Consider the following 24,402-nt stretch of genomic DNA (forward strand, 5'->3'; position numbering starts at 1 on the left):
TATTCGGACAGCGCAATCGGTTCTGGGTCCCGGATCACGTCCGGGACAAGGGAGCGCTTCACTCGGCCGGTTGCAGCGCTTCCTCGTCCGTCCGCCGTCTGCGCCGCAGCCGGTCGAGCAGCAGGTAGATCGCGGGGGTCGTGTAGAGCGTCAGAGCCTGGCTTACGATGAGCCCGCCCACGATCGTGATGCCGAGCGGACGCCTCAGCTCCGAGCCCGGACCCTCGCCGAAGGCGAGCGGGACCGCGCCGAGCAGCGCCGCGAATGTCGTCATCATGATCGGGCGGAAGCGCACCCGCGCGGCCTCCACGATCGCCTCGCGCGGGGAGAGGCCGCGACTCCGCTCGGCCTCGAGCGCGAAGTCGACCAGAATGATGCCGTTCTTTTTCACGAGCCCGATCAGCAGGATGATGCCGATGAGCGCGATGACCGTCAGGTCGTCGCCGACGGCGTTCAGCGCCAGCAGCGCGCCAAGCCCCGCGGGCGGCAGCGTCGAGAGAATCGTGAGCGGGTGAAGTAGCTCTCGTAGAGCACGCCGAGCACCAGATAGATCACCAGAAGCGCGGCCAGGATGGTCATCGACTGGCTGCCGGCCGCCCGCGCTAGCTCGGCGGCGTCTCCCGCGAATTCGGCGTTGATCCCGTCCGGGAGCCGCAGTTCGGCGACGGCGCGGGTGATCTGCTCTTGGATCGCGCCCGGAGCGGCGCCGGGCGCGGCGTCATAGGTGATGGTGATCGACGGGTACTGGCCCTGATGGTTCACCACCAGCGGCGCGACGGTGCGCGTCATTGTCGCCACCGCCGAGAGAGGCGCCTGCCCGCCGTTCGAGGTCGGCACGTAGACGTTCAGCACGTCGGCCGAGTCGCGCGCCCTTTCAGGCACGACCTCGATCACCACGCGGTACTGGTTGCGCCGACCGTAGATCACCGAGATCTGGCGCTGCGCGAAAGCCGTGTTGAGGGCTGCGTCGATCGCCTCGATCTCGACGCCGAGTCGTGAGGCGGTCTCGCGGTCGATGTCGATCGCGAGCTCGATGCCGTTGGCCTCGCGGTCGGTCGAGACGTCGCGCACGCCCTCTATCTTGCGCAGCCGCTCGACGACGCGCGGCGCCGCCTCCTGCAAGGGTTTCAGATCGCGCGACCAGAGCGTGAACTGATATTGCGAGCGCCCCTCGCGGGCGCCGGCGCGGATCTCCTGCTGGGCCGACATGAACACTCTGAGCCCGGGGATCTCGGACAACGGCTTTCTCAGCCGTTCGATCACCTGCCGGATGGGCGGCCGCTCTCCGAGCGGCTTCAGCGTCATCTGGATGCGGCCCTCGTTCGAGGTGTTGCGTCCGCCCCCGAGCGCCGGCGCGACCGACGCGATCGCGGGATCGGCGGCGATGATGTCGGCGGCGCGCGACACCAGCCCTGAGATCTCGTCGAAGGAGACGTCCGGCGACGCCTCGACGAAGGCGTTGACGAGGCCGACGTCGTCGCTCGGAAAGAAGCCCTTGGGCGTCGCGATGTAGAGCTGCACGGCCCAGACGGCGGCGGCGACCATCAGCCCCGCCATCAGCCATGGGGCGCGCATCGCGACTTCGAGCGATCGGGCGTAGGCGTCGGAAATCCGCGCCATGACGCCGGCGCGTTCTTCCCTCGTCTCCCGTTTGAGAAGTTGGCCGCAGATCATTGGCGTGACTGTCAAAGAGACGATCGTCGACACCGCGATCGCGAACACCAGCGTCATCGAGAACTCGAAGAACAGGCGGCCGGCCAGCCCCCCCAAAAAGAGCAGCGGGATGAAGGCCGCGACCAGAGACAGCGAGATCGCCACCACCGTGAAGGCGATCTCCTCCGCGCCCTTCAGCGCCGCTTCCTTCGGCTCCATGCCCTTCTCGAGATTGCGGTAGGCGTTTCTCGATCATGACGATCGCGTCGTCGACCACGAAGCCGACCGCGATCGCGAGCGCCATCAGCGAGAGGTTGTTGACCGAGAAGCCCGCGACCCACATGCCCGCGAACGAGCCGGCGAGCGCGAGCGGCACCGTGACGCCCGCCGCGAAGGTCGGCGCGAGACGGCGCAGGAAGGCGAACACCACCAGCATCACCAGCGCGATCGAGACGCCGAGCGTCAGCTGCATGTCGTGGACGCTGGCGCGGATCGTCGTTGTGCGGTCCGCGAGCACGGTGACGTCGATGCCTGCGGGAATCCAGCGGGAGATCTCCGGCAGCAGCGCCTTCACGCCGTCGACCGTCTCGAGCACATTGGCGGCTGGCTGCTTGGTCACCGACAGCAGCACCGCGGGCTTGCCGTTGAACCAGCCGGCGTTGCGCGTGTCGCGGGCGCCTGCGGAAATCTCCGCGACGTCGCCGAGCCGCACCGTCGCGCCGCTCGCCACGCGCACGACGACGTCCCTGTACTTTTCAGGCCGCGAGCCGAGTTCGCCGTCGAGCGCGATCGTAAGCTGCGCGTTGTCGGTCTCGATCGCGCCGACGGGGGCGAGCACGTTGGCGGTCGAGATCGCCAAGCGCACCTCGTCGAGGCCGAGCCCCATGGCGGCGATCTTGTCGGCGTCGAGATTGACGCGCACCGCGGGCTGTTCGGCGCCCTGCACCCGCACCTCGCCGACGCCCGCCACCTGGCTGAGGCGCTGCACCAGAATGCTGTCGGCGGCGTCGTAGATCTCGGTCTTCGGCGTGGTGTCGGAGGTGAGCGCGAGCGTCAGCACCGGGATCGCGGCCGGGTTGATCTTGCGGAAGGTCGGCAGGTTGGGAATGTCGGAGGGCAGGTTCACCTGCGCCTGGTTGAGCGCCGCCTGCACGTCGCGGGCTGCGTCGTCGATGTTGCGGCCAAGGTCGAACTGGATCGCGATCCGGGTCGAGCCGAGCGAGGAGGCCGAGCTCATTTCGGTGACGCCCGAGATCGCCCGAGCGCGCGCTCGAGCGGCGCCGCCACCGTCGAGGCCATGATCTCGGGCGAGGCGCCGGGGCGGCTCGCCTGCACGAAGATCGCAGGGAACTCGACGTTCGGCATCGAGGCGACGGGCAGGCGCATATAGGCGGTGAGCCCCACCAGCACGAGCGCGATCGCCAGCAGCGTGGTGCCGATCGGCCGGTTGATGAAGGGCGAGGAGAGCGACATCAGGCGAGGCCCCCCCGGACGTCATCCCGGCCGAAGCGCAGCGGAGAGCCCGGATCGTCATCCGTGTGAGGCGCGCGACGGGAGCCCTTTCCGGATGACGATCCCGGATCGGCCTGCGGCCGTCCGGGATGACGCGCTTGTCCGCCGCCCCTCACTCCGCCGGCTCCGCGACCGGCTTCGCGCCGCCGAACCAACGTTCGCGCAGCCGCTCCATCGCGAGATAGACCACCGGGGTCGTGTAGAGCGTCAGCAACTGGCTGAGCAGCAGCCCGCCGATGATCGTGACGCCGAGCGGCACGCGCAGCTCCGCGCCGGGGCCGGTGGCGATCCGCGAGGGCAGCGCGCCGAGCAGCGCCGCGAGCGTCGTCATCATGATCGGGCGGAAGCGCAGCACAGCGGCTTCGACGATCGAGTCCTGCGGCGCCATCCCGCGTTCGCGTTCGGCGTCGAGCGCGAAGTCGATCATCATGATCGCGTTCTTCTTCACGATGCCCATCAGCAGGATGATGCCGATGAGCGCGATGATCGAGAGGTCGAGCCCGAAGAGCTCGAGCGCGATCAGCGCCCCGAGCCCCGCGGAGGGCAGGGTGGAGAGGATCGTGAACGGGTGGATGAAGCTCTCGTAGAGCACCCCCAGCACGATGTAGATCGCGATGACGGCGGCGAGCACGAGCGCGGGCTGGCCGGCGAGCGACTCGGCGAACTCCGCCGCGTCGCCCGCGAAGCGTCCGACCACGGTCGAGGGCAGGTCGATTTCGGCCTCGGCCTCCTCGATCGCCGCCACGGCGTCGGAGAGCGAGGCGTTCTCGGCGAGGTCGAACGAGATGGTGTTGGCCGGGAACTGCTCCTCGTTGGTCACGACGAGGTCGGCGGGCTCCAGATCGACCCGCGCCACCGCCGAGAGCGGCACGGGCGCGCGGATCGTGTCGTTGGTCGAGGTCGCGGCGGAGGTCGTCGTCTCGGAGGTCGCGGCCGTCGGGGTGACGTAGAGCCGACCGATCGCCGAGACGTCGCGGGCGTCGTCCTTCGAGGCCTCCAGCACCACCCGGTACTGGTTGGCCTGGCCGTAGATGGTCGAGATCTGCCGCTGGCCGAAGGCGTCGTAGAGCGCGTCGGCGATCGACTGCACGGTGACGCCGAGACGGCCCGCCGCGATCCGGTCGACCGTGACCTTGGCCTGAAGGCCGCCCGCGCGCGCGTCCGACCCGACGTTGCGCAGCGCCGGCGAGGCGCGCAGGCGCTCCACCAGCTTGTTGGCGTTCTCGGCGAGTTCGCGCGGATCGCTGTCGGTCAGCGTGTACTGGTAGCGGGCGCGGCTGACGCGGGTCGAGATCTGAAGGTCCTGCGTCGCCTGGAACACGATGGAGAGATCGGGCAAGGCGGAGAGCCTGCGGCTCAGCCGCGCGATGACCTCTTCGGCGCTCGCGTCGCGCTCGGCGTGGGGCTTTAGGACGATGGTCAGGCGGCCGGCGTTCGAGGTCGGCGTCTGCTCGCCGACGCCAAGCACCGAGACGACGCTGCGCACCGCCGGGTCCTCGCGGATCTCCGCGACCGCCGTCGTCGAGCGGGTCTTGAGTTCCGAGAAGGAGACGTCCTGGCTCGCCTCCAGCGTCGCCGAGATCAGCCCTGAATCCTGCGCGGGGAGAAAGCCCTTGGGGGCTACGACGTAGAGCCAGCCGGTCGCGAGAAGCGTCGCGAGCGTCACCAGCAGGGTGAGTCCCTGATGGCGCAGCACCATCAGCAGCGACCGGCGGTAGCGCTCGATGAATCGCGTGGTGGCGGCCTCCGCCGCCTTCCCGAGGCGCGAGGTCTCGCCGTGCTTCGGCGCCTTCAGGAGTCGCGAGCACATCATCGGCGTGAGAGTGAGCGAGATCACCATCGAGACCACGACGGCGATCGTCAGCGTCGCCGCGAACTCCCGGAACACGCGGCCGATCAGCCCGCTCATGAACAGCAGCGGGATGAAAACCGCGACGAGCGACGCGGTGAGCGAGACGATCGTGAAGCCGATCTCGCGCGCGCCCTCATAGGCCGCCTTGAGAGGATGCTCGCCGTCCTCGATATGGCGCTGGATGTTCTCGATCATGACGATGGCGTCGTCGACCACGAAGCCCGCGCCGACCACGAGCGCCATCAGAGACAGGTTGTCGAGGCTGTAGCCGAACCCCCACATCACCGCGAAGGTCGCGATCAGCGACAGCGGCAACGCGACGCCGGCGATGAGCGTCGCGCGCAACGTCCTCAGGAAGACCAGCACCACGAGGATCACGAGGCCGACCGAGAGCGCGAGCGTGATCTCGACCTCGTGGATCGAGGCCTTGATCGTGTCGGTGCGGTCGTCGACCACGTCGACCTTCACGCCCGCCGGCATGGCGCGCTGGATCTCGGGCAGCGCCTTTCGCAGCGTCTCCACGGTCTCGACCGTGTTGGCGCCGGGCTGGCGCTGGACGTCGATGACGATGGCGGGCTTGCCCTGATGGGTCGCCGCGACGTTCTCGTCCTCGACGCCGTCGATCACGTCGGCGACGTCGCGCAGGCGCACCGGCACGCCGTTGTTGGTCGTGACGATGACTTCGCGATAAGCCTTCGCGGTCTCGATCTGGTCGTTGGCCGAAATGGTGAAGGACTGCCGGTCGCCGTCGATCGAACCCTTCGGCCCCGCGACGCTCGCGCCCGCGACCGCAGTGCGGAGCTGCGAGAGCGTCAGCCCGTAGGCCGCGAGCCGCCGCACGTCCGCCTGAACGCGCACGGCCGGTTTCACGCCGCCGCCGACCGAAACCCGGCCGACGCCCACGACCTCCGCCAGCCGCTGCGCCACCAGCGTGTCGGCGAGGTCGGAGACGTCCCGGATCGGCATCGTGTCGGAGGTGAGCGCGACGGTCAGCACCGGGGTGTTGGCCGGGTTCACCTTGGCGAAGACGGGCGGGTAGGGCAGGTCGCTCGGCAGCGTGGAGTTCGCGGCGTTGATCGCCGCCTGCACGTCTTGCGCCGCGCCGTCGATGTCGCGGTCGAGATCGAAGCGCAGCGTGATGCGGCTGAACCCGAAGGAGCTCGCCGAGGTCATTGTGGCGAGCGAGGGGATCTGGCCGAGCTGACGTTCGAGCGGCGCGGTGACGAGCTTGGCCATCGTCTGGGGGTTCGCGCCGGGCAGGCGCGTCGTCACCTGGATGGTCGGGAAGTCGACCTGCGGAAGCGAGGAGACGGGCAGCTTCAGATAGCCGAGCACGCCGACCAGCAGCACCGCGATCGCAAGCAGCGTGGTGGCGACGGGGCGTGCGATGAAGGGCGAGGAGACGCTCATGGACAGCGCCCTTGTCCCGGACTTGATTCGGGACCCAGAACCGACAGCGGTTCAAATCGACGCCTGGACTGGCCCGCCTTTTCCTCGGGCGGCATCGGTTCTAGGTCCCGGATCAAGTCCGGGACAAGAAGTGCGGCGCTTCTCAGCCTCACCGCCCGGCGCCTTCCGCGCGGCGCTGCGGGCTCTCGCTCGACGGCGCGCTACCCGAAGCTCCGGGCGCATCCGTCTCCGGCTCCTGCGTCGCCCGGGGCGCCGACCGCGACCTTCGCGCCGGTCCTGAGCCGCGCGAAGCCGGTGGTGACGATCGTCTCGCCGGCCTCCAGCCCCTTGGCGATCACCGCGAGCTCGGCGTCCTGCCGCGTGATCTCGACGGGCCGCTGCTCGACCGTCTGGTCGGGCTTCACCACGAAGACGAACGGTCCGTCCGGCCCCTGCTGCACCGCCTGGCCGGGCGTCGTGACGACGTCCTTCAGCACGTCGACCGCGGTCCGGATGGTGGTGAACTGGCCGGGCCAGAGCGCGAGCTCCTTGTTGTCGAAGATCGCCTTCAGCCGCACCGTGCCGGTGGTCTGGTCCACCTGGTTGTCGATCACCTCGAGCCGGCCGCGGTCGAGCGTCGTGCGTCCGTCGCCGGTCAGCGCCTCGACCGCGACGCTTCCGCGCGCCAGCGCACGGGTGATCGCCGGAATGTTCTGCTGCGGCAGGGTGAACAGCGCCGCGATCGGCTGCACCTGCGTGATGGTGACGATGCCGGTGGCGTCGCCGGCCGTGACGTAGTTGCCCTGGTCGACGCCGCGCACGCCGGTGCGGCCGGAAATCGGCGCGCGGACTTGCGTGCGGTCGAGCGTCGTCTTGGCCTGGTCGATCAGGGCGCCGTAGTAGCGGACCTGCGCCTCGAGCTGGGCGATGGTGGATTTCGCCGTGTCGGCCTGCTGCTGGGTGCCGTAGTCGTTCTTGGCGAGCCGCGAATAACGCTCGAAGTCGCGCCGGGCGTTTTCGAGCTGCGCCTCGTATTGCGCCTTTTGGGCGACCGCCTGGTCGTACGCCTGATAGGTCGCCGGATCGATGCGGGCCAGCACGTCGCCGGCCTTCACGTCCTGTCCCTCGCGAAACGCGACCTCGACCAGCACGCCCTCGACCTGCGCTCGGACAGTCGCCGTGTTGGGCGCCTGGAACGAGCCGACGCCTTCGAGGAAGACCGGCACGTCCCGACGCGCGGCCTTCGTCGCGATCACCGGCGTCGGTTCGTCGCCAAGCCCGCCGCGCCGTCCGCCGCGGCGCGGCTGCTCGGCGCCCGCGCCGCTGTCCCGCGAGGCGAGAAGCGCCGTCGGCCAGTATTTTTCCGGCAGGAGCTTCCACGCCGCCACGCCGGCCGCGACGATCAACAGGAGGACGACGAGCTTCCGCATCAGCGTGACACCGCCGAGACCGTGAAGGCCGGCAGCGGACCGCCGACGGAGCCGGCGGGCTGACCCGAGCCCGCCCAGCCGCCGCCGAGCGCCTCGAACATCGACACGAGCGCCTGGTAGCGGGCGAGCCGCGCGGTGACGAGATTGTCCTGCGCGTCGAACAGCGTCTGCTGGGTGTTCACGACCGTCACGATGTCGACGGCTCCTTCCTTCAACTGCGCGGAAGCGATGTCGTAGGCTTCGCGCGCGCTTTTGACCGCCGCCTCCTGCAGTCGCACCTGCTCGGCGCTCTTGCGCACCGCGATCAGCGCGTTCTCGACGTCGACCAGCGACTGCGTCGTCGCCTTGCGATAGGCGAAGAGGTTCTCGCGGAACTGGCCCTTGGCGAGATCAAGATTGCCGGGCAGCGTCTGGTCGAGGATCGGCTGGGTCACGCCGGCGGCGAGCTGGTAGGCGACGTTGGAGCCCGAGATCAGCGTCTTTAGCGCCGTGCTTTCGAACCCGCCCTGGCCCGTCAGGGTGAACGACGGCAGAAAGGCGGCGCGCGCGGCGGTGATGTCGGCGTCGCTCGCCGCGAGCGTCGCCTCGGCCTGGCGGACGTCCGGGCGGCGGAGGAGAAGGTCGGACGGCATGCCGGGCCGCACCGCGGCGCCTTCAGTCCCGCGAGCCTGCCGCCCTTGATCGAGACCCGCACCGGAGGCCGGCCGAGCAGCAGCGCGATCGCGGTCTCGTTGGTGCGCACCTCCTCCTCGATCGGCGGGATGGTGGCGCGCTGCTGGTCGAGAATGGCGCGCTGCTGCGCGCGGTCGAGCGCGGTCGCCGTTCCGACGTCGAGCCGTCCCTGGATCGCGTCGAGCACGGTCTGGGCGGATTTCACGTTGCCGCGCGCGATCGCGAGCCGCTCCTGCGCGGACATCAGCGCGAAATAGGTGTTGGCGACGCTCGTCGTGACGCCGAGCGCCACCACCTCGGCGTCGAAGCGCGCCGCGACGGCGGTCGCCTGCGCGGACCGTACGCTCGCGCGGTTCCGGCCCCAGAAATCGAGTTCGTAGCTGGCGTCGAGGCCGAGCTGATACTGGCGGACGACGCGGTTGCCGGTCGCGGCCGGCTGCATGCTGGCCTGTCCCGAACCGCTCACGAGCGGAATGAGGCTCGCTCCGTTAATGCGCACCTGCGCGTCGGCCTGCTCGATCCGACCCTTCGCCGCGCCGATGTCCTGGTTGGAGCGCTCGGCCTCCTCGACGAGGCTCGTCAGCTCCGCCGATCCGAAGCCCCGCCACCATGCGGCCGCCGGCCAGACGGGTTTGGGGTCGCGCACGTCCTTCCACCCGGTCGGCGCGTCGACGCCGAGCGGCGGTCGGTTCCATTGATCGGCGCAGCCGGCGAGCCCGAGCGCGCCGGCGATGGCTGTCGCGAGCCTGAGCCCCCTCAATCCCAGCAAACTGGTCGCCTCGCAGTTACGCATGCACGCTGCGCGTTTCATCGCACGACCCGGACGGCGCCGCCATGGCGCGAAGGCGACACAGGCGAGGCGGAACGTGGCCGAAGGTTTCCTGAATGTCCGACTGTCACGCGGGTTTTGAACCAGTCCTGCGACCGCTCTCCCGATCGTGAGCCATCAATCCGCGAGACCGCGCAGGAGCGGGACCGTGACCATGGCCTTTCCGGCGCCTGCGCCCGCGAGGTGGCGGGCGGGAGCGGTCGGCTCGCCAAGCTGGTCGAACACCGCGGCGGCGCCGGCGAAATTCTGGTCGTCGCTGTACTCGCTCGGCGTGACGAGACAGCGAACGCCGGCGGCGCGCGCCGAGCGCAGGCCGTGGCTCGTGTCCTCGAACGCGATGGCGGCGGACGGCGGGACGCGCAGGCGCTCGAGCGCAAGCAGATAGACGTCGGGCGCCGGCTTCTTGGCCGGAGCCTCGTCGCCCGCCGCGATCGCGTCGAAGAGGTCTCGCCAGTCGTCGCCGATGGTCGCGGTAAGCAGCGCCTCGACGTTGCGGCGGCTGGTGGTGGTGGCGATCCCGATCCTGAGAGCCTCGCCGCGCGCCTCCCGCAACAGCCGCTCGACGCCCGGGCGCAGCGTCACCGCGCCGTCGCGCACCAGTTCGGCGTAGCGGACGTTCTTCGCCGCGTGGATCTCGTCGAGGCGGTCGAAGGCGCGGTCGGCGCCCTCGGGGCCGTCGAACTCGATGAAGTGCAGCAGCCGCTCCTTGCCGCCCATGATGCGGAGCAGCCGGCGATAGGTCGCGCGGTCCCAGTCCCAGGGCAGGCCGAAGGACGCGAAGGTGTCGTTGAGCGCCCGGCGGTGCGTCTCCTCGGTCTCGGCCAGCGTGCCGTCGACGTCGAAGATCAGCGCCTCGAGGGCCATCAGGCGGCTTGCGTCTCGGAGGCCGCGTCCGCCGCCGCCCTGATCGCGGCGATGTGGCGGGCGTAGTGATCCGGCCCGTCCTTGAACACGGCGTTGCCGGCCACGAAGGTGTCGGCGCCGGCCGCCGCGCAGAGCGGCGCGGTTTCAGGGCTGACGCCGCCGTCCACCTGGACGCGGATCGGGCGGTCGCCGATCATCTCTCGGATGCTCGCGATCTTGGGCAGCATCGCGGGGATGAACGCCTGCCCGCCGAAGCCCGGATTGACCGTCATGACGATGACCATGTCGATCCTGTCGAGCACATATTCGATCGCGCTCTCGGGCGTCGAGGGGTTGATGGCGACGCCTGCCTTCTTGCCGAGCGAGCGGATGAACTGGAGGGACCGATCGAGATGGGGGCCGGCCTCGGCGTGGACCGTGATCTGGTCGCAGCCGGCCTTGGCGAAGGCCTCGAGATAGGGGTCGGCGGGCGAGATCATCAGATGGCAGTCGAAGAAGGCGTCGGTCCAGCGGCGCAGCTTCTTCACGACCTCCGGCCCGAAGGTGATGTTCGGCACGAAATGCCCGTCCATCACGTCGAGATGCACCCAGTCGGCGCCGGCGGCGACCACGGCGGCGGTCTCCTCGCCGAGCTTCGAGAAATCGGCCGAGAGGATCGAGGGGGCGATGACGATATCGGACATTCGGGTCGCTCAGGTCAGGCTATTGCGGCGCAACATGCTGTTAGACCGAATGACGGCCGAGGTGAAGCGCGCAGTCCCGCTCAGCCGATCTCCGCCCGCCGCTTCTTCTCGACGAGGTTCAGGATCATCGGCGTCAGGATCAGCTGCATCGCGAGGTCGAGCTTCCGCCCGGGATCACGATCGAATTCGCCCGGGACATGAAGCTCCAGGAGATCATCGAGAGCAGATACGGAAAATCGATGCCGTGCGGATCGCGGAAGCGGATCACCACCATCGATTCTTCCGCTGAAGGGATCGTGCGGGAGATGAACGGGTTCGACGTATCGACGGTCGGAATGCGCTGGAAGTTGACGTCGGTGGCGGTGAACTGCGGGCAGATGAAGTTCACGTAGTCGGGCATGCGCCTGAGAATCGTGTGGGTCACGTCCTCGGCGCTGTAGCCGCGGTCGTTCTTGTCGCGGTGGATCTTCTGGATCCACTCGAGATTGATGACCGGCACGACGCCGACCTTGAGGTCGGCGTATTGCGCGATGTCGATGCCGTCGCCCATCGCCGCGCCGTGGAGCCCCTCGTAGAACATCACGTCCGTGGGCGCGGGCAGGTCGGTCCAGTCGGTGAAGGTTCCCATCGGCTGGCCGAACTGCTGGGCCGCGATTAGGTCGTGGACATAATGGCGCGAGCGGCCTGTCCCGGTCTCGGAATAGCTGCGGAACAGCTCCTCGAGCTCGGCCATCAGGTTGGCCTCGTGGCCGAAATGCGAGAAGTGGTGGTTGCCCGCCGCCTCCTGCTCCAGCGCGTGCCGGCGCATGCTCTCGCGGTCGTAGCGATGGAAGGCGTCGCCCTCGACGAACGCCGCCGCGATGTGCTCGCGCCGGAAGATCTGCTCGAAGGTCTGCCGCACCGAGGTCGTGCCGGAGCCCGACGAGCCGGTGACGGAGATGATCGGAAAACGGACCGACATGAGCGCGACGCCGGCCGTCAGGCCAGGAAGAGGCCGCGCTTGGCGAAGAGCGGCGACGACGACGAGGAGCGCGCGGGCTGCTCGTAATAACGGGCGATCCGCTCGACCTCCTCGGCCGAGCCCGCGATCAGCGCGGCGCGCTGGTGCAGCTTCTCGGGGATGAGGTCGAGAACGCGCGTCGTCCCGTCGGTGGCCGCGCCCCCGGCCTGCTCGCACACGAAGGCGATCGGGTTGCACTCGTAGACGAGGCGCAGGCGGCCCTGGCCGTAGCCCTCGCGCGCGTCGCCCGGATAGAGATAGACGCCGCCGCGCACCAGGATGCGGAAGACGTCGGCGACCAGCGAGCCGACCCAGCGCATGTTGAAGTTCTTCTCGCGCGGGCCCGTGTCGCCGGCGAGGCAGTCGGCGATATAGGCCGACATCGGCTCGTTCCAGTGGCGCTGGTTCGAGGCGTTGATCGCGAACTCCTTGGTCTTCTCGGGGATCTTCACGTCCTTGTGGGTCTGCAGGAACGCGTTCGAGCCATGGTCCAGCATGAAGACCTGCGTGCCGGCCCCCACGGTCAGCACCAGCGCGGTCGCGGGCCCGTAGACGATGAAGCCTGCGGCGAGCTGGCGCGAGCCCGGCTGGAGGAAGGTGTCCTCGCCGATGTTCGGCAGCACGCCGAACAGGGTGCCGATCGACACGTTGGTCTCGATGTTGGAGGAGCCGTCGAGCGGGTCCATGGCGACGGCGAGCGGGCGGCCCTCGTCGAACACGACGACGTCTTCGGCCTCCTCGGAGCCGACGCGCGCGACGGGCGTGTCCTTGAGGACTTCGAGGGTCATCTCGTGGGTTCGGACGTCGAGCGCCTTCTGGGTGTCGCCGCCGGCGTTGCCGCCGATCGCCGCGGCCATGTCGCCCTCGAGCGCGCCGCGGCCGACGACCAGAGCGATCCTGCGGCCGGCCTCGCACATCGCGAGCACCGTCTTTGCGACGTCGCCGCGTCCCGCGTCGTCGCCCGCCCAGCCGGCGAGATAGGCCTCAAGCGTCATGGTGTCAGCCACGTAAGGTCTCCTGAGCGCGCCTGCGCCGCACCCTTCCAGTCTCGGCGCCACCTAGCCCTGCGGATCCGCTGCGCGACAACGCAGCAGTTTGTCGTAAAGGCCTTGGAGGCGAGCCTGAAAAAGCGTCGATCACGATAAAGGTTCAGGGACGGGCATGCGAAAAGCCGCCCCGCGCCCTGCAAGCCTCATATACGGATTGCTCAGCTAAGCCAAATCCCCTAAAGCGCTGTTTCAGTATGTCTGAAGACCTGATCCGCTCGCTGACAGTGAAACAACTACGCGCGCTCGCCGCCGTGGCGGAGACGGGCGCGGTGAGCGCGGCCGCGCGCCGACTGGGCGTCACGCCGCCGGCCGTGACCATGCAGGTCCAGCTACTGGAGGCTGCGACCGAGCTGCCGCTGCTCGACCGTTCCGGCGACAAGTTCCGCCCGACGGACGCCGGCCGCGAGGTCGTCGAGGCGGTCGGCCGGATCGAGTCCGCGATCCGCGACTGCGTCGCGGCGCTCGAGGCGATGAAGGGTCTCGAGGGCGGCCGGGTCTCGGTCGCGATCGTCTCGACCGCGAAGTATTTCGCGCCCATGGCGCTCGGCGCCTTCGCGCGCGCTCATCCGAAGGTCGAGCTGAGCCTTGCGGTCGGCAACCGCGCCGACGTGCTGAACCTGCTGCGCGGCGACAAGGTCGACGTCGCGATCATGGGGCGGCCGCCGGAGGACATGGAGACCATTCGCACCGTCATCGGCGACCATCCGCACATCGTCGTCGCGCCCATCGACCATCCGCTGGTCGGTCGCCGGGTGCAGCCGCATGAGCTCACCGGCCAGGTGTTCCTGATGCGCGAGGCTGGCTCCGGCACCCGCGCGCTGATGGAGCGGCTGTTCGCCGAGCGCAAGGTCGAGGCCAAGAGCGGCATGGAGATCGGCTCCAACGAGACGATCAAGCAGGCGGTGATCGCGGGGCTCGGCCTCGCCTTCATTTCGGCGCACACCGTCGCGGCCGAAATCGCCGACGGGCGCCTCGCCCAGCTCGACGTCGAGGGCCTGCCGATCATGCGCCAATGGCATGTGGTGCGCCGCGCCGGCAAGCGCCTCACTCCGCCGGCGGCCGCCATGAGCGCGTTCCTTTCCGAGCGCGGCGCCGAGTTTCTCCCCAGCATCGTCCGCGTCGAAGCGGAACCTTAGAAGCCCCGCGCGCGTCTTTGACAGACAGTCTTGCGATCGGCCGGTCCTGGCGTCGCGACTGTGGGTGGAGTTCTCCGCGCATGCGCGTCCTGATCGTCGAGGACGAGCCGGTCATCGCCCTCGAAATCGAGGCGATCGTGCTCGACCGACTGCCGAGCGTCGAGACCGTGGTCGCCTGTTCCGTCCGCGATGCGCTGAAGATCGTAGACGGCGCGCCTCTCGACCTCGCATTTCTCGACATCGACGTGACGGACGGGAAGACCTATTCGCTCGCGCTCGAGCTCAGGCTCAAGCATGTGCCGTTCGTGTTCGTCTCCGGGGCCGACCGCGGCGAAGCCCCTGACGAGCTCAAACTCGAGCGCAGGGTCCCAAAACCGTTCAGGCCGGAATCGATCGCCCGCGAGCTCGACGCGCTGGCGCGCAAGGACGAGAGCTGAGCCTCAGCCCGTCCCGTCCGGCCGCCAGGGCTGCGCGAGCCGCGAGAACCCCTGGTCGCCGCCGACCGCCGCCGCGTCGCGGATCGATCGGCCGTCGAGGATGAGGTCGGGCCGGACCTCGGCCAGCGGCGTCAGCACGAAGGCGCGGTTGAACATTTCCTTGTGGGGGATGATCAGCCGCTCGGAGCGCACCTGCGTCTCGCCGAGATAGAGGATGTCGATGTCGATCAGCCGCGGACCCCAGCGGAACGTGGTCTCGCGCCCGAGCTCCGCCTCGACGCTCTGGGTGAAGGCGAGCGCTTCGTCGGCCGAAAGCTCCGTGCGGCCGACCGCGCAGGCGTTGGCGAACCAGTCCTGGTCAAGATAGCCCCACGGGGCGGTGCGCCAGATCGAGGACGCGGCCACGAACGAAAATTCCGGCCCGGCGAACAGACGTTCGAGCGCGCGCCGGACGTTCTCGATCTTGTCCCCGACATTGCTGCCGAGGCCGAGCCCGATCTCGGTCATTTCGCTCAGGTCCCGGCGCGTCGTCGGAGGATCTCGACGCCGACGTCGGAAAACACGCCGGCGATCGGCGCGCCGGGCTTGTGGACCTCGACGCGCACCTGCTCGATCGTCGGGAAGGACGACAGCAGCTTTTGGGCGATCTGTTCGGCCAACGCCTCGATCAGATTGATGCGCGGACCCTTGGCGATCTCGACCACCGCGTCATGAACGTCGGTGTAGGAGACCGCGCCCGAGAAGTCGTCGGCCTGCGCGTAAGGCTGCGCCTGCACCCAGTAGTCGACGTCGAAAAAGAACTTTTGGCCAAGCCGATGTTCTTCTTCGAAAACGCCATGATACGCGTGGACCTGAATGCCGCGTATGAAGATCCGGTCGCTCATTTAAGCCAAGTCTCGACAGGCGTTTGAGGGCGTGTCCGCCGCGCTGTCAGGCGCTGAGGGCGGCGGCGTAGAGGCGGGCGACGGCGACGGCCGGCGCGCAGTCGGCGGCGGCTCCGGCGAGGCGCGCGTCGTCCGTCCACAGTTCGCCGACGTCGCGATACAGGAGCCCAAGCCGTCGCGCCAGCCTCGCGGTGAGAAACTGTCCGACGCCCGCGCCGTAGATCGTCGGCGTTACAGGGCTTCCCCGCCGCGACTGGACGCAGGACGCAGCGTCGCAGAGCCGCCGCAGCACGGCCTCGGCGATCCAGCGGGCCAGCGGCTCGACCAGCCTGCCTGTCTCGGCGTCGAGGTCCGCGCCGACCATCCGCAGCAGACGGCGGGCGCTGGCCTCGCGGGTTTTCTCGCCGCCATCGGCCGCCGGATGGAGGTCGGCGTCGTCGGGAAGGTCGCCGGTGAGGCGGAAGACGTCGGCGGTGGTGGCGAAGTGCTCGGCCATCGGCGTGATCCAGGCGCCGCCGAAGGGCAGACGGGGCGCGACGGCCATCACGGGCGTGCGGGCGACGCCGAGATAGACCAGCTCCTCAGCGGCCATCCGCGAGGCGTCGGTCGAGCCCAGCGCAGTGACGTCGCCGCCGCTGAACAGGATGAGGTCCGCGGTCGTCGAGCCGATGTCGATGAGCAGCCCGTCGCCGCCTCCGAGCGCGAGCGCCTCGGCGGTCGCGCGCCAATTGGCTGAAGCGACGCAGGCCCAGCGTTTGGCGGCTTCCCCGGCGGTCAGGAAACCGTCCGCTCCGCCGTAAAAGCGGGTTTGCGGGCCCAGTCGCTGAGAGAGCCGATCGGAAAGCGCCGCGACCCCTGTCGCGCGATCCGGCCAGAGATCGACCAGCTCGCCCGTCATGGTCACGGCCGAAACAGCGTCCGCCGGGGCGTCGGCCCCGAGCGCGTCCAGCGCGCGGTCGAGCTCGTCGAGGCCCTTCCAGAGGGGGCAGGGAACGATGCGCACCGCCTCAAGCGCGCCGTCGCCGCCGAGGCGCGCCAGCTTCAGATGCGCGCCGCCGACGTCCCAGCCGAGGACCTCGCCGCTCACAGCCTCACCTCGACGGGACGCGCGCCTGCCCACGCCGCGAGTGGCGCGACGTCGAACGGCGGAACCAGCGAAACCGGGTTCAGGCCAAGCGACTCGCGCAGGCCGCAATACGCGGTGGTGAGGCGCGGATTGATCTCGATCACCACCGGTCCGTCAGCGCCGAGCACGAGGTCGATTCCGAAAATCCCGTCGAGGCCCGGGAGGGCGTCGCCGACGGCTCTCGCGAGCGCGGCGAGCCTGCCGTCCGCATCTTCGATCGCGCCGACGGTGAGGCCCTGGAACCGGAAGGCGCCGTCCTCGATCGCCACATGCTGCCGGTTCGCCGAGAGCAGCCGCGTCGCGCCATGGGCGCGCAGCACGGTGAGGCTCGCGGCCTCGCCGGCGACGAAGGGCTGTACGATAGAGCCGGCGGGGATGCTCGCGGGCGGTTCTTCGAGGAACAGGGTGGCGTCGCAGCCTGCGCCGTCGTCGGGCTTCACCACCACGGGGCTAGTGTGATCAGGCGCCGCGCTCACGCGCCAGACCGGCGGCGTCGGGACGCCGCGTTCGCGAAGGCGCTGGGCGGTCAGGAATTTCGAGGACGCGATCGCGATCGCCTCTTCGCTCGGCCCGATGACGTCCACGCCCGTTTCGCCGAGCAGTCTCGCGAGACGGGACAGCACGCCGCCGGTCTCCGGCGCGATCGGCCAGGCGACGTCGCAGCCGCGCGCGAGCGAAGCCCAGGCCTTCCAGACGTCGTCGCGCTCGCGCACGTCGTGGATCTCGCCGCAGGGCGGCGGCGCCAGCCGGTCGTCGGAGGTGGCGACGGCTTCGACGCCGGCAAGCTCGGACAGGTCCCGCAGCAGCGCGTCGCGCATCATCGCGCCCTCGCGGGCGAGCGAGGGCGGCAGATGCTCGCTCCGCATGCCGCCGCCGGTGACGAATTCGCAGACGAGAACGCGCAAACGGAAGGTCCCTGCCGAAATGAACTGCGTGCTTCGAGACGCCGTCCTCCGGACGGCTCCTCAGCATGAGGATCGTTTGAGCGCTGCAAGCCACAAACATTCCTCATGCTGAGGAGCCCGCCTTGGCGGGCGTCTCGAAGCACGCAATCCGTTTCCTGCGTCTCCCGGCGGTTTCGCGCAAGCGGGAGTTCAGGCTAAAGCGCTCGCCTGCTTCTGGAGGCCGCCATGGACGTCATTCCCGTGATCGACCTGATGGGCGGCGAGGTCGTGCACGCCCGCCGCGGCGAGCGCGGCTCGTATCAGCCGATCCGCTCAGGGCTTGTCGATGGCTCGGGACCGCTTGCGATCGCCGGCGCGCTGATGAAGCTCGCGCCGTTCCGCCGGCTTTACGTCGCCGACATCGACGCCATCCGCGGCGGGCGGGGGCATGATCACGCGGTGGCGGCGCTCGCCGCGGCGTATCCCGACCTCGAACTCTGGATCGATCGCGGCGCAGCCGACGTCGAGGAAGCAAGGCGGGGGCCTGGAAGGCGTGGCCGTGATCGGGTCCGAAAGCTTCGAGGACGCCCGCACGCTCGGCCACGCGCTGAAGGCCTCACAGGGCGTGCTGTCGCTCGACCATGACGCCTCGGGACCGATCGGCCCGGCGGCCGTCCATGACGATCCGTCCCTGTGGCCGGAAAAAATCATCGTCATGACGCTCGGCCGGGTCGATTCAGGGCCGGACTTCGAGCGGCTGCAAAGCGTCGTGTCGCGCGCTGACGGCCGCGCCGTCTATGCGGCGGGCGGGGTGCGCGGGATCGAGGATCTGAGGGCGCTGCAAGGGATCGGCGTCGCGGGCGCGCTGGTGGCGAGCGCGCTGCATGACGGACGGCTCAGCGGTCGTGAGCTTTCGGCCCTTCAAGCAGCGCCGCGGTGAAGAGCGCCGCGACCGTGAGGTCGGCGGTCGTTCCCGGATTGAGGCCGCGCGCCTTCAGGTGCAGGTCGAAGGCGTCGAGCGCGCGCTCGCGGTCCGCGCGAAAGTCCAGCCCCTCCGAGAACGCCGCCGCCTCGCGCCGCAGCGCTTCGGCCGTCTCGGCCCCGAACTTCCGGGCCACGTGGCTGTCCGGGAACAGCGCCAGCAGGCCGAGATAAAGGTCCTCCACCGCCTCGCGGCCGGGCGCCTTCGCGCGATAGGCGCGCGCGGCCGCGAAGACGTCCTCGAAGCCGGAGACATATTGCTGCGCGATCCGGTCGCGGCCGGCCGCCGCCGCCATCGCCTCAAGCAGCGTGATTCTTGGCGGCTCGGCGACGTCGTGCTCGTCCGTGCGCCCGAGCCCGCCGGGATTGGCCGCCGCGATCGCCCGGTAGGCGGCCTCGGCGTCCTCGACGGTGAGGCGCTTCAGAACATGGTCGAGCGAGGACTTGAGCGGTCGTCCGTGGGCGTTGAGCGCCGCATGGGCGAGCGGCGCGCAGAGGAGCACGATGCCGAGATTGGCGTTGAGGCCGACAGCGCCAAGCGATGCGCGGGTCGCGCCCTCGATGCGCTCGCCGACCGTGGTCCCCGCCACGAGCCGCACGGCGGCGACTTCCGCGGCGCGTTCGAAGGTCGCGACCGTCATGCCGTGTCCGTCGCGAAACTTGTGGACGTTGCCGGGCTTGAGCGCTGAAAGCTCCGCCCGGCACGCGGCCACGAACGCCTCGGCGACGCCCGAAAGGTCGAAGGTCTTAGGCGGCATCGGGGCGAGCGAGTTTCTGGGCGAGGTCGCCGGCGAGCGCCGCCGCGACGTCGACGCCGGTCGCGGTCTGAAGGCCCTTCCAGGCCGGCATGGAGTTGACTTCCAGCACCAGGAAGCGACCGTCCTCGTCTTCGATCAGGTCGACGCCGGCGTAATCCGCGCCGACCGCCGCCGCCGCCCGCACCGCATAGTCGGCGGGCGCGCCGGTGGGATCTGCAGGTTCGCCGTCAGCGCCCTGAAAGATGTTGGTGACCCAGCCGTCCGAGCGCCGGATCATGGCCGCGAGCGGTTTCCCGCCGAGCACGAACACCCGCCAGTCATGGGCGCCGCCGCGCGCGAGCCGCGGCTCGCGACGAATTCCTGCAGGTAATAGAGGCCGCCGACGTCTTCCGACGGGGGCAGCGGGTCGCCGTCGCGAAGGCGGACCAGCCCTTTGCCCTGCGCGCCGAACAGCGGCTTCAGCACGACGTCGCCGCCGAGCGTTTTACGCGCCGCTTCGGCGGCTTCCGGCTTCTCGGTCACGATGGTTCTGGGCGTCGGCAGGCCGGCCTGCGCGAGCAGGAATGTGGTCATCGACTTGTCGACGCAGGCCTCGATGGCGCGGGCGTCATTGACCACGCGCACGCCCGCCGATCGCGCGGCGTGCAGCAGGCCGAGTCGCGCGGTGATCTGCTCGGTGGTGCCGGCCGGCACGAGCCGCACGAAGATCGCCCCGGGCAGGCGGCCGTCGAGGCCCGGCAGCACGAGGCCGGACGCCCGGATGCGACGTCGAAGCCGCAGTCGGCGATCGAGAGGATGATCGGGCAAAGGCCTGCGTTCGCGCAGGCTTTGGCGAGACCGTTCGAGTGCCAGTCGGCCTTTTCGGTGAAGATGACGACCGTGTCGGGGAGGATCATGGGGTCTTGTCGCACGTCATCCCGGCCGGAGCGAAGAGGAGAGGCGGAATCAGGAAAGGCTCGAAGCCACAGCGCTCGTCATGCCCCGGTTCATCCGGGGCATCCACTGTTCCGATACGCGGCGCTTTGTGATCTGGCGTGGATCCCCCGGATAAACCGGGGGATTACGCTGCGGTTCTTGAGGCTTCGTGGGAAGACGATCCCGGATCGGCCGGGAGGGCCGTCCGGGATGACGCCCTTACTGGCTTTACGCGCCGCGAAACGACTTCTCGACCAGCGCCGGCTCGAACGCGCCGGCGGAGAAGCTCTTACCGGTCGAAAGCGCGGTCACCGTCACGACCGCAGGCGAGAACAGGCCGGCGTCGCAGGCGTAGAAGTCGAAATTGTAGCCCGCGAAGATCTCGCCGAAGGGGCGGCCGTGGTCCTTCGAGGTGGAGGAGGGCAGGCCATTGGCGAGCTGCTCGGCCTCGTCCTCGGGACCCTCGACATAGAGCGCGATCTCGCCGCCGTAGAGCACCGCGTCGTTGGTGCGGCCCATGCCGCCGAGGAAATCGGCGGCCGGCGGGGGCACCGGGGCGACGCCCGTGCCGTCGACGATGCGCTCGAGCGGGAAGTGGATGGCGTGCGCCTTGTGCAGCGCGACCTCGAGCACGCGGCCGACGACCTGCACCGAGCCCGCAAGGCTGGTGGTGGGCGTGAGGATGAGCGTCAGCTTCTCCTCGGACACGCCGCACTCCTTGGCGATGAAGGAGATCAGCGAGTCCGGCGGGCGCTTGTCGGTCTCGAGCACGAGCGCGGCGGTCGCCGCCTCGTCCTTGTAGCAGAGCTCGCCAAAAAGCTCTTCCTTGGCCCAGAGAGCGCGGGCGGGGCCGGAACCGAGCGCGAAGAAGTCGCCCTCCGAGAGGCTCCAGCCGGCGTACTGGCTGCCGAGGCAGGCGGTGACGGGGTCGAGCGTCGTGATCTGGATCGCGGTGGTCCAGCCGGGGAACCGGCTGTCGGCGACGAACTTCGCCTGGCCGAGGCCGCCGAGGCAGATCTCGGTGATGCGGCGGCCGGCCTCGAGGCCGCCCCGCACCGAAATGCCGCCGTCGACGATCGTCGCGCCGGTCGAGGTCTTCTCGATCCCGAGGCGAAGGCTCTCGGCGTCGCGCACGAGCGCCTCGACGAGCGGGGCCGAGAGCGTTCCCACGCTTGGTCTTTTTGTCATGTGCGTCACCATTTTTGGTTCGTGGGCGCGGGGACACGCGCGGATGGAAGGCGGGCGAGAAGCGCGTCGCGTCGCTCCTCGAGAAGTCGGCGGGCGGCCAGAGGGTCCTGGCCGGCGGCGAACACCGTGCAGAACGGCGCGCCTGCGGGGACGGTCTCGTCGCATGAAGGCCAATCGGCCGTCCAGTGCGGACGCGCGACAGCGCCCGCGCGGGTTGTCGCTGGGGCGTGGACGACGGCGGCGGCGAATGCGGTCTCAAGCCGGGGCAGGGGGCCGGGCAGGCGGCCCGCGCAGGCCTCGATGTGGAGGTTTATGAGCGCCGGCATGTCGCCGCGGTCGAACACGTCGAGCGTCGCGCCGGGGCGGGGATTGATCTCGAGCAGGACGAAGCTTTGGTCGTCCGGCAGGATCATGTCGGCGCTGGCAAGGCCTTTGAGGCGCGTCGCGGAGACGAGGCGGTCGAGCGCGGCGTCGATGCTGGCGGCGACCCCGTCGGAGATGGTGACCGGCCCGACCGCTCCGCCATAGCGGAAGGGCGCGGCGGGCGCGGGATCTGGCCATTGTTCCGAGAAGCCGAGCACATGCGCTTTCGCGCCGTCGGCGAGAAACAGCGCCGAGACCGCGCGGCCCTCGACGCGCTCCTGCAGGTATCGTCGGGCTCTGACCGCGGTTCCGGTGCGGATATGCGATCCGCCCGAGGCTCCGGCGCGCTTCGAGAGCCAACGGGCCGCATCCAGGTCGGCGGCGCCATGGGGCGCCATGGCGGGGCGGCGGACGCCGAGATCGTCGAGCAGACCCGCAAAAGCTTCCGGATTTTTGAGCAGCGCGACCGTCTCGGACGAGGCGCCCAGCACCGGATTTCGCCGCGCGATCGCCCGCATCAAGTTCGGAGCGTGCTCGAAGCCGGCGCCGAATACGACCGGCAACCCTTCGGGAGCGTGGCTCGCCAGCGCGTCGAGCAACGCCCGCCGATCAAAAGCCACCACGCTCCGGCGCATAGGTACGCGGACCGCTTCCGCCGCGTGCTCGCGCGTGTCGTCGTCGGCGAACAGGTCGAGCGCCAGCACGTTGAGGCCCGCGCGCCTGGCCGAGCGCGCGAGCGCCCGGGCCGAGAGCGCGATGACCGCAAGGTCGAAGGGCGGCTGGTCGGTCAACGTAGGCGTCGTCAGGCTGAAAGCTCGCGGGCGAGCTGGAAGGCCTCCGGGAAGCTCACCTGCAACGCCACATCCGACTCGCGGATGCGCTTCAGAATCTGGTGCTGCACCTGGTACTTCACCTGCCCGATGACGAGCGCGCCGATCCCGACGCCGTTTGCGAGCTTCACCCCGTCTTCGTTCGAGCCGACGCCGGAAATCCCGTTCGGCGGCACAGCGTTGATGTCGGCGGCGACGATCAGCTTCTTGGCCGCCTCCAGAACGGGCGTCGAGATCACCTCGATGCCGGCCGAAGCGCAGGTGAGGATCACCTCGGTGTCGGCGACCAAACGCCTTTTTGTCCTCGTCGGTCTTAGCGACCGCGCAGTTGAGCTTCACGCCGAAGCGCTTCTTGAAGTCGACAGCCTTGGCCTCGACGTCCTCGATCACGAGATGGCTCACGATGGTGACGTCGGCGCCGGCCTGCGCCGCGATCACCGCCGCGATGCCGCCGATGATCCCGGTCGCGCCGTAGACCTGCACCTTGGCGCCCGTCAGGCCGCCCTCGCGCTTGCCGCGGAGGTTTTTCTCGACGAGCGCGATCATGGCGGCCGCTGTGGTGAAGGCGCCGGAGGGGTCGGCGAAGAGCGAGATCTCGAAGGGCGGAAACAGCGCCTTGGCGGCCGCCGCCATCTGATCGAGCGCGAGGCTCGCGTCCTTGCCGCCGATGAACATCACGGTGCGCTTGGCGGCGTCCGGCGAGCGCGAGAACATCGCGTCCTGCGTCAGCCCAGCGACGTCGCCGAGCGCGACCTCGGAATAGGTGACGATCGAGGAGAAGCCTGCGTCGACGGCCATGTTCACGTCGAACGGGCTCGTGTTCCGGAGCGGCGTGATCATGTGGATCGGGACGGCGTCGGACATTTACGTCTCCTGCAGGCTGCGGCCCTGTCCGGCCTCCGCGTCGGAAAGCTCGGTCAGGACGGCGCCGTGATTGTTGCCGCGCACCACGTCGAACCGGAGGTTCGTCCGGTCGGCGAAACGCGCGCGAAGGCGGGCGACGGCGGCCTCGGCCGACGCCGGATCGCCGAAGATGGCGAAGCCGGTCGGCCCCCACGAGCTCTGTCCGACGCCGGTCGCCCCTTCAGCTTCGCTTACGCTTAGCGCGTCTGAGACGTCAGGAGACGTGAAACGTCCGCCCTGAAACTGCGAAAAATGGTCGCCGAGGCGGCGCTGAATCTCGCTCGCGGCGCGTCCAAAGGCGACCGCGTCGCCGAGCGAGACGGCGGGCATCAACGTCATGAGAGTCAGGCGACAGAGCCGATCTGCGAGCGCCTCCGGGAACACCGGCAAACGACCCATCGCGCGGGTCTCCTCGCCGCCCGAGAGCCCGCTCATCCCTTCGTCGAAGATCAGGATGAAGCGCCAGTTTTCCGGGACGGCGACGCGCGAGATGAGCGGCGGCGGGCGGTGGTCGCCAGGCTCGGGCGCGACCGGCTGTCCGCCGTCGAGCAGCACGCCGCCGCCTTCGAACGCCCCGAGCCCGATCGCCGAGCGCATGCCGCGGCCGATGGCGCGGGAGACCTCGTGGGGCGTCATGGGCGCGCCGCCGACGCGACTCGCCCCGACGCCGACCGCCAGCGCGAGCTGCGTGCCGGATCCGAGGCCGGCATGGGCGGGCAGCGCCTCCTCCACCGTGACTTTCAGCCGCGGATCGAATTCCGGGACGGCGCGGGCGAGCGTTTCGATCGTCGCAACGACGCGGGCGGCGTCCGGTCCCTCGGCCGAAAGCGCGTCCGCGGTCTCTATCCTGAGCCGCGTCACCGGCCGCTCCACCGCCACGCCGATGCTGCCGAAACGGCGGCCGAGGCTGCCGTTCAGGTCGAGAAAGCCAATGTGCAGCCGTCCGGGCGCGGTGACGCTGAGCGCCCGGGGGCTGCGCGACTGGCGGCTTCCCCGCTCGTGTTCGGCTTGGCTGTTCATGGGTTTCTTCGATCGCACATTAGGCGTGGAGGGGGTGTGACGCC

21 protein-coding genes and 2 pseudogenes are annotated in these 24,402 nt (G+C 69.6%); 4 read left to right on the forward strand and 19 right to left on the reverse strand.

From position 1 onward, the window contains the following. Positions 1-58: 58 nt before the first annotated feature. From K6K41_RS26720 to K6K41_RS26760, 9 genes and pseudogenes are all read right to left on the reverse strand, one after another. Positions 59-3,126 (reverse strand): annotated as a pseudogene (locus tag K6K41_RS26720) (efflux RND transporter permease subunit). Positions 3,127-3,277: 151 nt separating this feature from the next. Continuing rightward, the gene (locus K6K41_RS26725) at positions 3,278-6,427 is read right to left on the reverse strand and encodes an efflux RND transporter permease subunit (RefSeq protein WP_261403051.1); all 3,150 of its coding nucleotides are present in this window, start codon (positions 6,425-6,427) and stop codon (positions 3,278-3,280) included. Positions 6,428-6,627: 200 nt separating this feature from the next. Further along, positions 6,628-7,836, reverse strand: coding sequence for an efflux RND transporter periplasmic adaptor subunit (locus K6K41_RS26730; RefSeq protein WP_261403052.1), 1,209 nt, complete (start codon positions 7,834-7,836; stop codon positions 6,628-6,630). Continuing rightward, positions 7,836-8,468 carry a TolC family protein gene (locus tag K6K41_RS26735; RefSeq protein WP_261403053.1) on the reverse strand — a complete coding sequence of 211 codons (633 nt, stop codon included), beginning with the start codon at positions 8,466-8,468 and terminating at the stop codon, positions 7,836-7,838. Before K6K41_RS26735 ends, K6K41_RS26730 begins: the two co-directional genes overlap by 1 nt. Then, the gene (locus tag K6K41_RS26740) at positions 8,351-9,301 is read right to left on the reverse strand and encodes a TolC family protein (protein ID WP_261403054.1); all 951 of its coding nucleotides are present in this window, start codon (positions 9,299-9,301) and stop codon (positions 8,351-8,353) included. The genes K6K41_RS26735 and K6K41_RS26740 overlap by 118 nt, the downstream gene beginning before the upstream one ends. Positions 9,302-9,454: 153 nt before the next feature. Continuing rightward, the gene (locus tag K6K41_RS26745; RefSeq protein ID WP_261403055.1) at positions 9,455-10,201 is read right to left on the reverse strand and encodes an HAD-IA family hydrolase; all 747 of its coding nucleotides are present in this window, start codon (positions 10,199-10,201) and stop codon (positions 9,455-9,457) included. Further along, complete coding sequence (gene rpe / locus K6K41_RS26750; protein WP_261403056.1) at positions 10,201-10,884, reverse strand: ribulose-phosphate 3-epimerase; 684 nt, start codon at positions 10,882-10,884, stop codon at positions 10,201-10,203. The genes K6K41_RS26745 and rpe overlap by 1 nt, the downstream gene beginning before the upstream one ends. Positions 10,885-10,964: 80 nt before the next feature. Next, positions 10,965-11,845, reverse strand: a pseudogene (locus K6K41_RS26755) (phosphoribulokinase). A 17-nt stretch (positions 11,846-11,862) separates the two neighbouring features. Beyond that, a complete protein-coding gene (locus tag K6K41_RS26760; protein ID WP_378148815.1) occupies positions 11,863-12,879 on the reverse strand; it encodes a class 1 fructose-bisphosphatase in 1,017 nt (338 codons plus the stop codon). A gap of 248 nt (positions 12,880-13,127) precedes the next feature. On the opposite strand from K6K41_RS26760, the gene K6K41_RS26765 reads away from it, so the two are divergent. Both K6K41_RS26765 and K6K41_RS26770 read left to right on the forward strand, forming a co-directional pair. Next, on the forward strand, positions 13,128-14,069 hold the full coding sequence (locus K6K41_RS26765) for a LysR family transcriptional regulator (protein WP_261403058.1): 942 nt from the start codon (positions 13,128-13,130) through the stop codon (positions 14,067-14,069). Between the two features lie 80 nt (positions 14,070-14,149). After that, positions 14,150-14,506 (forward strand): response regulator, encoded by a 357-nt coding sequence (locus K6K41_RS26770; RefSeq protein WP_261403059.1) that lies wholly within the window; start codon positions 14,150-14,152, stop codon positions 14,504-14,506. A 3-nt stretch (positions 14,507-14,509) separates the two neighbouring features. Here the strand turns inward: K6K41_RS26770 and folK are convergent, their stop codons facing one another. From folK to K6K41_RS26790, 4 genes are read right to left on the reverse strand one after another with little or no spacing between them, the layout of a single operon-like run. Further along, entirely contained in the window at positions 14,510-15,013 is a 504-nt protein-coding gene (gene folK, locus K6K41_RS26775) for a 2-amino-4-hydroxy-6-hydroxymethyldihydropteridine diphosphokinase (protein WP_261403060.1), read from the reverse strand. A gap of 5 nt (positions 15,014-15,018) precedes the next feature. Next, positions 15,019-15,390 carry a dihydroneopterin aldolase gene (folB, locus tag K6K41_RS26780; RefSeq protein WP_261403061.1) on the reverse strand — a complete coding sequence of 124 codons (372 nt, stop codon included), beginning with the start codon at positions 15,388-15,390 and terminating at the stop codon, positions 15,019-15,021. 46 nt (positions 15,391-15,436) lie between these two features. Beyond that, the gene (locus tag K6K41_RS26785) at positions 15,437-16,477 is read right to left on the reverse strand and encodes a hydantoinase/oxoprolinase family protein (RefSeq protein WP_261403062.1); all 1,041 of its coding nucleotides are present in this window, start codon (positions 16,475-16,477) and stop codon (positions 15,437-15,439) included. Further along, positions 16,474-17,421, reverse strand: coding sequence for an ATP-grasp domain-containing protein (locus K6K41_RS26790; protein ID WP_261403063.1), 948 nt, complete (start codon positions 17,419-17,421; stop codon positions 16,474-16,476). The genes K6K41_RS26785 and K6K41_RS26790 overlap by 4 nt, the downstream gene beginning before the upstream one ends. Positions 17,422-17,646: 225 nt before the next feature. Here K6K41_RS26790 and K6K41_RS26795 point away from each other — a divergent pair, with 225 nt between their 5' ends. Together K6K41_RS26795 and K6K41_RS26800 are read left to right on the forward strand one after the other, a co-directional pair. Continuing rightward, entirely contained in the window at positions 17,647-18,045 is a 399-nt protein-coding gene (locus K6K41_RS26795) for a HisA/HisF-related TIM barrel protein (RefSeq protein ID WP_261403064.1), read from the forward strand. Further along, a complete protein-coding gene (locus K6K41_RS26800; RefSeq protein ID WP_261403065.1) occupies positions 18,026-18,340 on the forward strand; it encodes a HisA/HisF-related TIM barrel protein in 315 nt (104 codons plus the stop codon). The genes K6K41_RS26795 and K6K41_RS26800 overlap by 20 nt, the downstream gene beginning before the upstream one ends. Here K6K41_RS26800 and K6K41_RS26805 read toward each other — a convergent pair. The 6 genes from K6K41_RS26805 to K6K41_RS26835 form a co-directional block, all read right to left on the reverse strand. Further along, positions 18,297-19,139 (reverse strand): triphosphoribosyl-dephospho-CoA synthase, encoded by an 843-nt coding sequence (locus tag K6K41_RS26805; RefSeq protein ID WP_261403066.1) that lies wholly within the window; start codon positions 19,137-19,139, stop codon positions 18,297-18,299. The two genes, K6K41_RS26800 and K6K41_RS26805, sit on opposite strands and share 44 nt — an antisense overlap. Continuing rightward, positions 19,129-19,416, reverse strand: a complete 288-nt coding sequence (locus K6K41_RS26810; protein WP_261403067.1) for an ATP-grasp domain-containing protein — start codon at positions 19,414-19,416, stop codon at positions 19,129-19,131. Before K6K41_RS26810 ends, K6K41_RS26805 begins: the two co-directional genes overlap by 11 nt. Beyond that, positions 19,413-19,946: an ATP-grasp domain-containing protein gene (locus K6K41_RS26815; protein ID WP_261403068.1), complete on the reverse strand. Its 534-nt coding sequence runs from the start codon at positions 19,944-19,946 to the stop codon at positions 19,413-19,415. The genes K6K41_RS26810 and K6K41_RS26815 overlap by 4 nt, the downstream gene beginning before the upstream one ends. Before the next feature lie 336 nt (positions 19,947-20,282). Further along, a complete protein-coding gene (gene mch / locus K6K41_RS26820) occupies positions 20,283-21,251 on the reverse strand; it encodes a methenyltetrahydromethanopterin cyclohydrolase (RefSeq protein WP_261405838.1) in 969 nt (322 codons plus the stop codon). Further along, complete coding sequence (locus K6K41_RS29850; protein WP_315855095.1) at positions 21,248-23,299, reverse strand: methylene-tetrahydromethanopterin dehydrogenase N-terminal domain-containing protein; 2,052 nt, start codon at positions 23,297-23,299, stop codon at positions 21,248-21,250. The genes mch and K6K41_RS29850 overlap by 4 nt, the downstream gene beginning before the upstream one ends. Continuing rightward, on the reverse strand, positions 23,300-24,358 hold the full coding sequence (locus K6K41_RS26835; protein ID WP_261403069.1) for a beta-ribofuranosylaminobenzene 5'-phosphate synthase family protein: 1,059 nt from the start codon (positions 24,356-24,358) through the stop codon (positions 23,300-23,302). Positions 24,359-24,402 lie beyond the last annotated feature (44 nt).

The sequence above is a fragment of the Chenggangzhangella methanolivorans genome (assembly GCF_019797865.1).
Taxonomy (GTDB): domain Bacteria; phylum Pseudomonadota; class Alphaproteobacteria; order Rhizobiales; family Methylopilaceae; genus Methylopila; species Methylopila methanolivorans.

What these genes read in the sequence shown, in the direction of transcription:
- K6K41_RS26725 (WP_261403051.1), bottom strand. Translation starts at nt 6,427, where the DNA reads ATGAGCGTCTCCTCGCCCTTCATCGCACGCCCCGTCGCCACCACGCTG.
- K6K41_RS26730 (WP_261403052.1), bottom strand. Translation starts at nt 7,836, where the DNA reads ATGCGGAAGCTCGTCGTCCTCCTGTTGATCGTCGCGGCCGGCGTGGCG.
- K6K41_RS26735 (WP_261403053.1), bottom strand. Translation starts at nt 8,468, where the DNA reads ATGCCGTCCGACCTTCTCCTCCGCCGCCCGGACGTCCGCCAGGCCGAG.
- K6K41_RS26740 (WP_261403054.1), bottom strand. Translation starts at nt 9,301, where the DNA reads ATGCGTAACTGCGAGGCGACCAGTTTGCTGGGATTGAGGGGGCTCAGG.
- K6K41_RS26745 (WP_261403055.1), bottom strand. Translation starts at nt 10,201, where the DNA reads ATGGCCCTCGAGGCGCTGATCTTCGACGTCGACGGCACGCTGGCCGAG.
- rpe (WP_261403056.1), bottom strand. Translation starts at nt 10,884, where the DNA reads ATGTCCGATATCGTCATCGCCCCCTCGATCCTCTCGGCCGATTTCTCG.
- K6K41_RS26760 (WP_378148815.1), bottom strand. Translation starts at nt 12,879, where the DNA reads ATGACGCTTGAGGCCTATCTCGCCGGCTGGGCGGGCGACGACGCGGGA.
- K6K41_RS26765 (WP_261403058.1), top strand. Translation starts at nt 13,128, where the DNA reads ATGTCTGAAGACCTGATCCGCTCGCTGACAGTGAAACAACTACGCGCG.
- K6K41_RS26770 (WP_261403059.1), top strand. Translation starts at nt 14,150, where the DNA reads ATGCGCGTCCTGATCGTCGAGGACGAGCCGGTCATCGCCCTCGAAATC.
- folK (WP_261403060.1), bottom strand. Translation starts at nt 15,013, where the DNA reads ATGACCGAGATCGGGCTCGGCCTCGGCAGCAATGTCGGGGACAAGATC.
- folB (WP_261403061.1), bottom strand. Translation starts at nt 15,390, where the DNA reads ATGAGCGACCGGATCTTCATACGCGGCATTCAGGTCCACGCGTATCAT.
- K6K41_RS26795 (WP_261403064.1), top strand. Translation starts at nt 17,647, where the DNA reads ATGGACGTCATTCCCGTGATCGACCTGATGGGCGGCGAGGTCGTGCAC.
- K6K41_RS26805 (WP_261403066.1), bottom strand. Translation starts at nt 19,139, where the DNA reads ATGCCGCCTAAGACCTTCGACCTTTCGGGCGTCGCCGAGGCGTTCGTG.
- K6K41_RS26810 (WP_261403067.1), bottom strand. Translation starts at nt 19,416, where the DNA reads ATGATCCGGCGCTCGGACGGCTGGGTCACCAACATCTTTCAGGGCGCT.
- K6K41_RS29850 (WP_315855095.1), bottom strand. Translation starts at nt 23,299, where the DNA reads ATGTCCGACGCCGTCCCGATCCACATGATCACGCCGCTCCGGAACACG.
- K6K41_RS26835 (WP_261403069.1), bottom strand. Translation starts at nt 24,358, where the DNA reads ATGAACAGCCAAGCCGAACACGAGCGGGGAAGCCGCCAGTCGCGCAGC.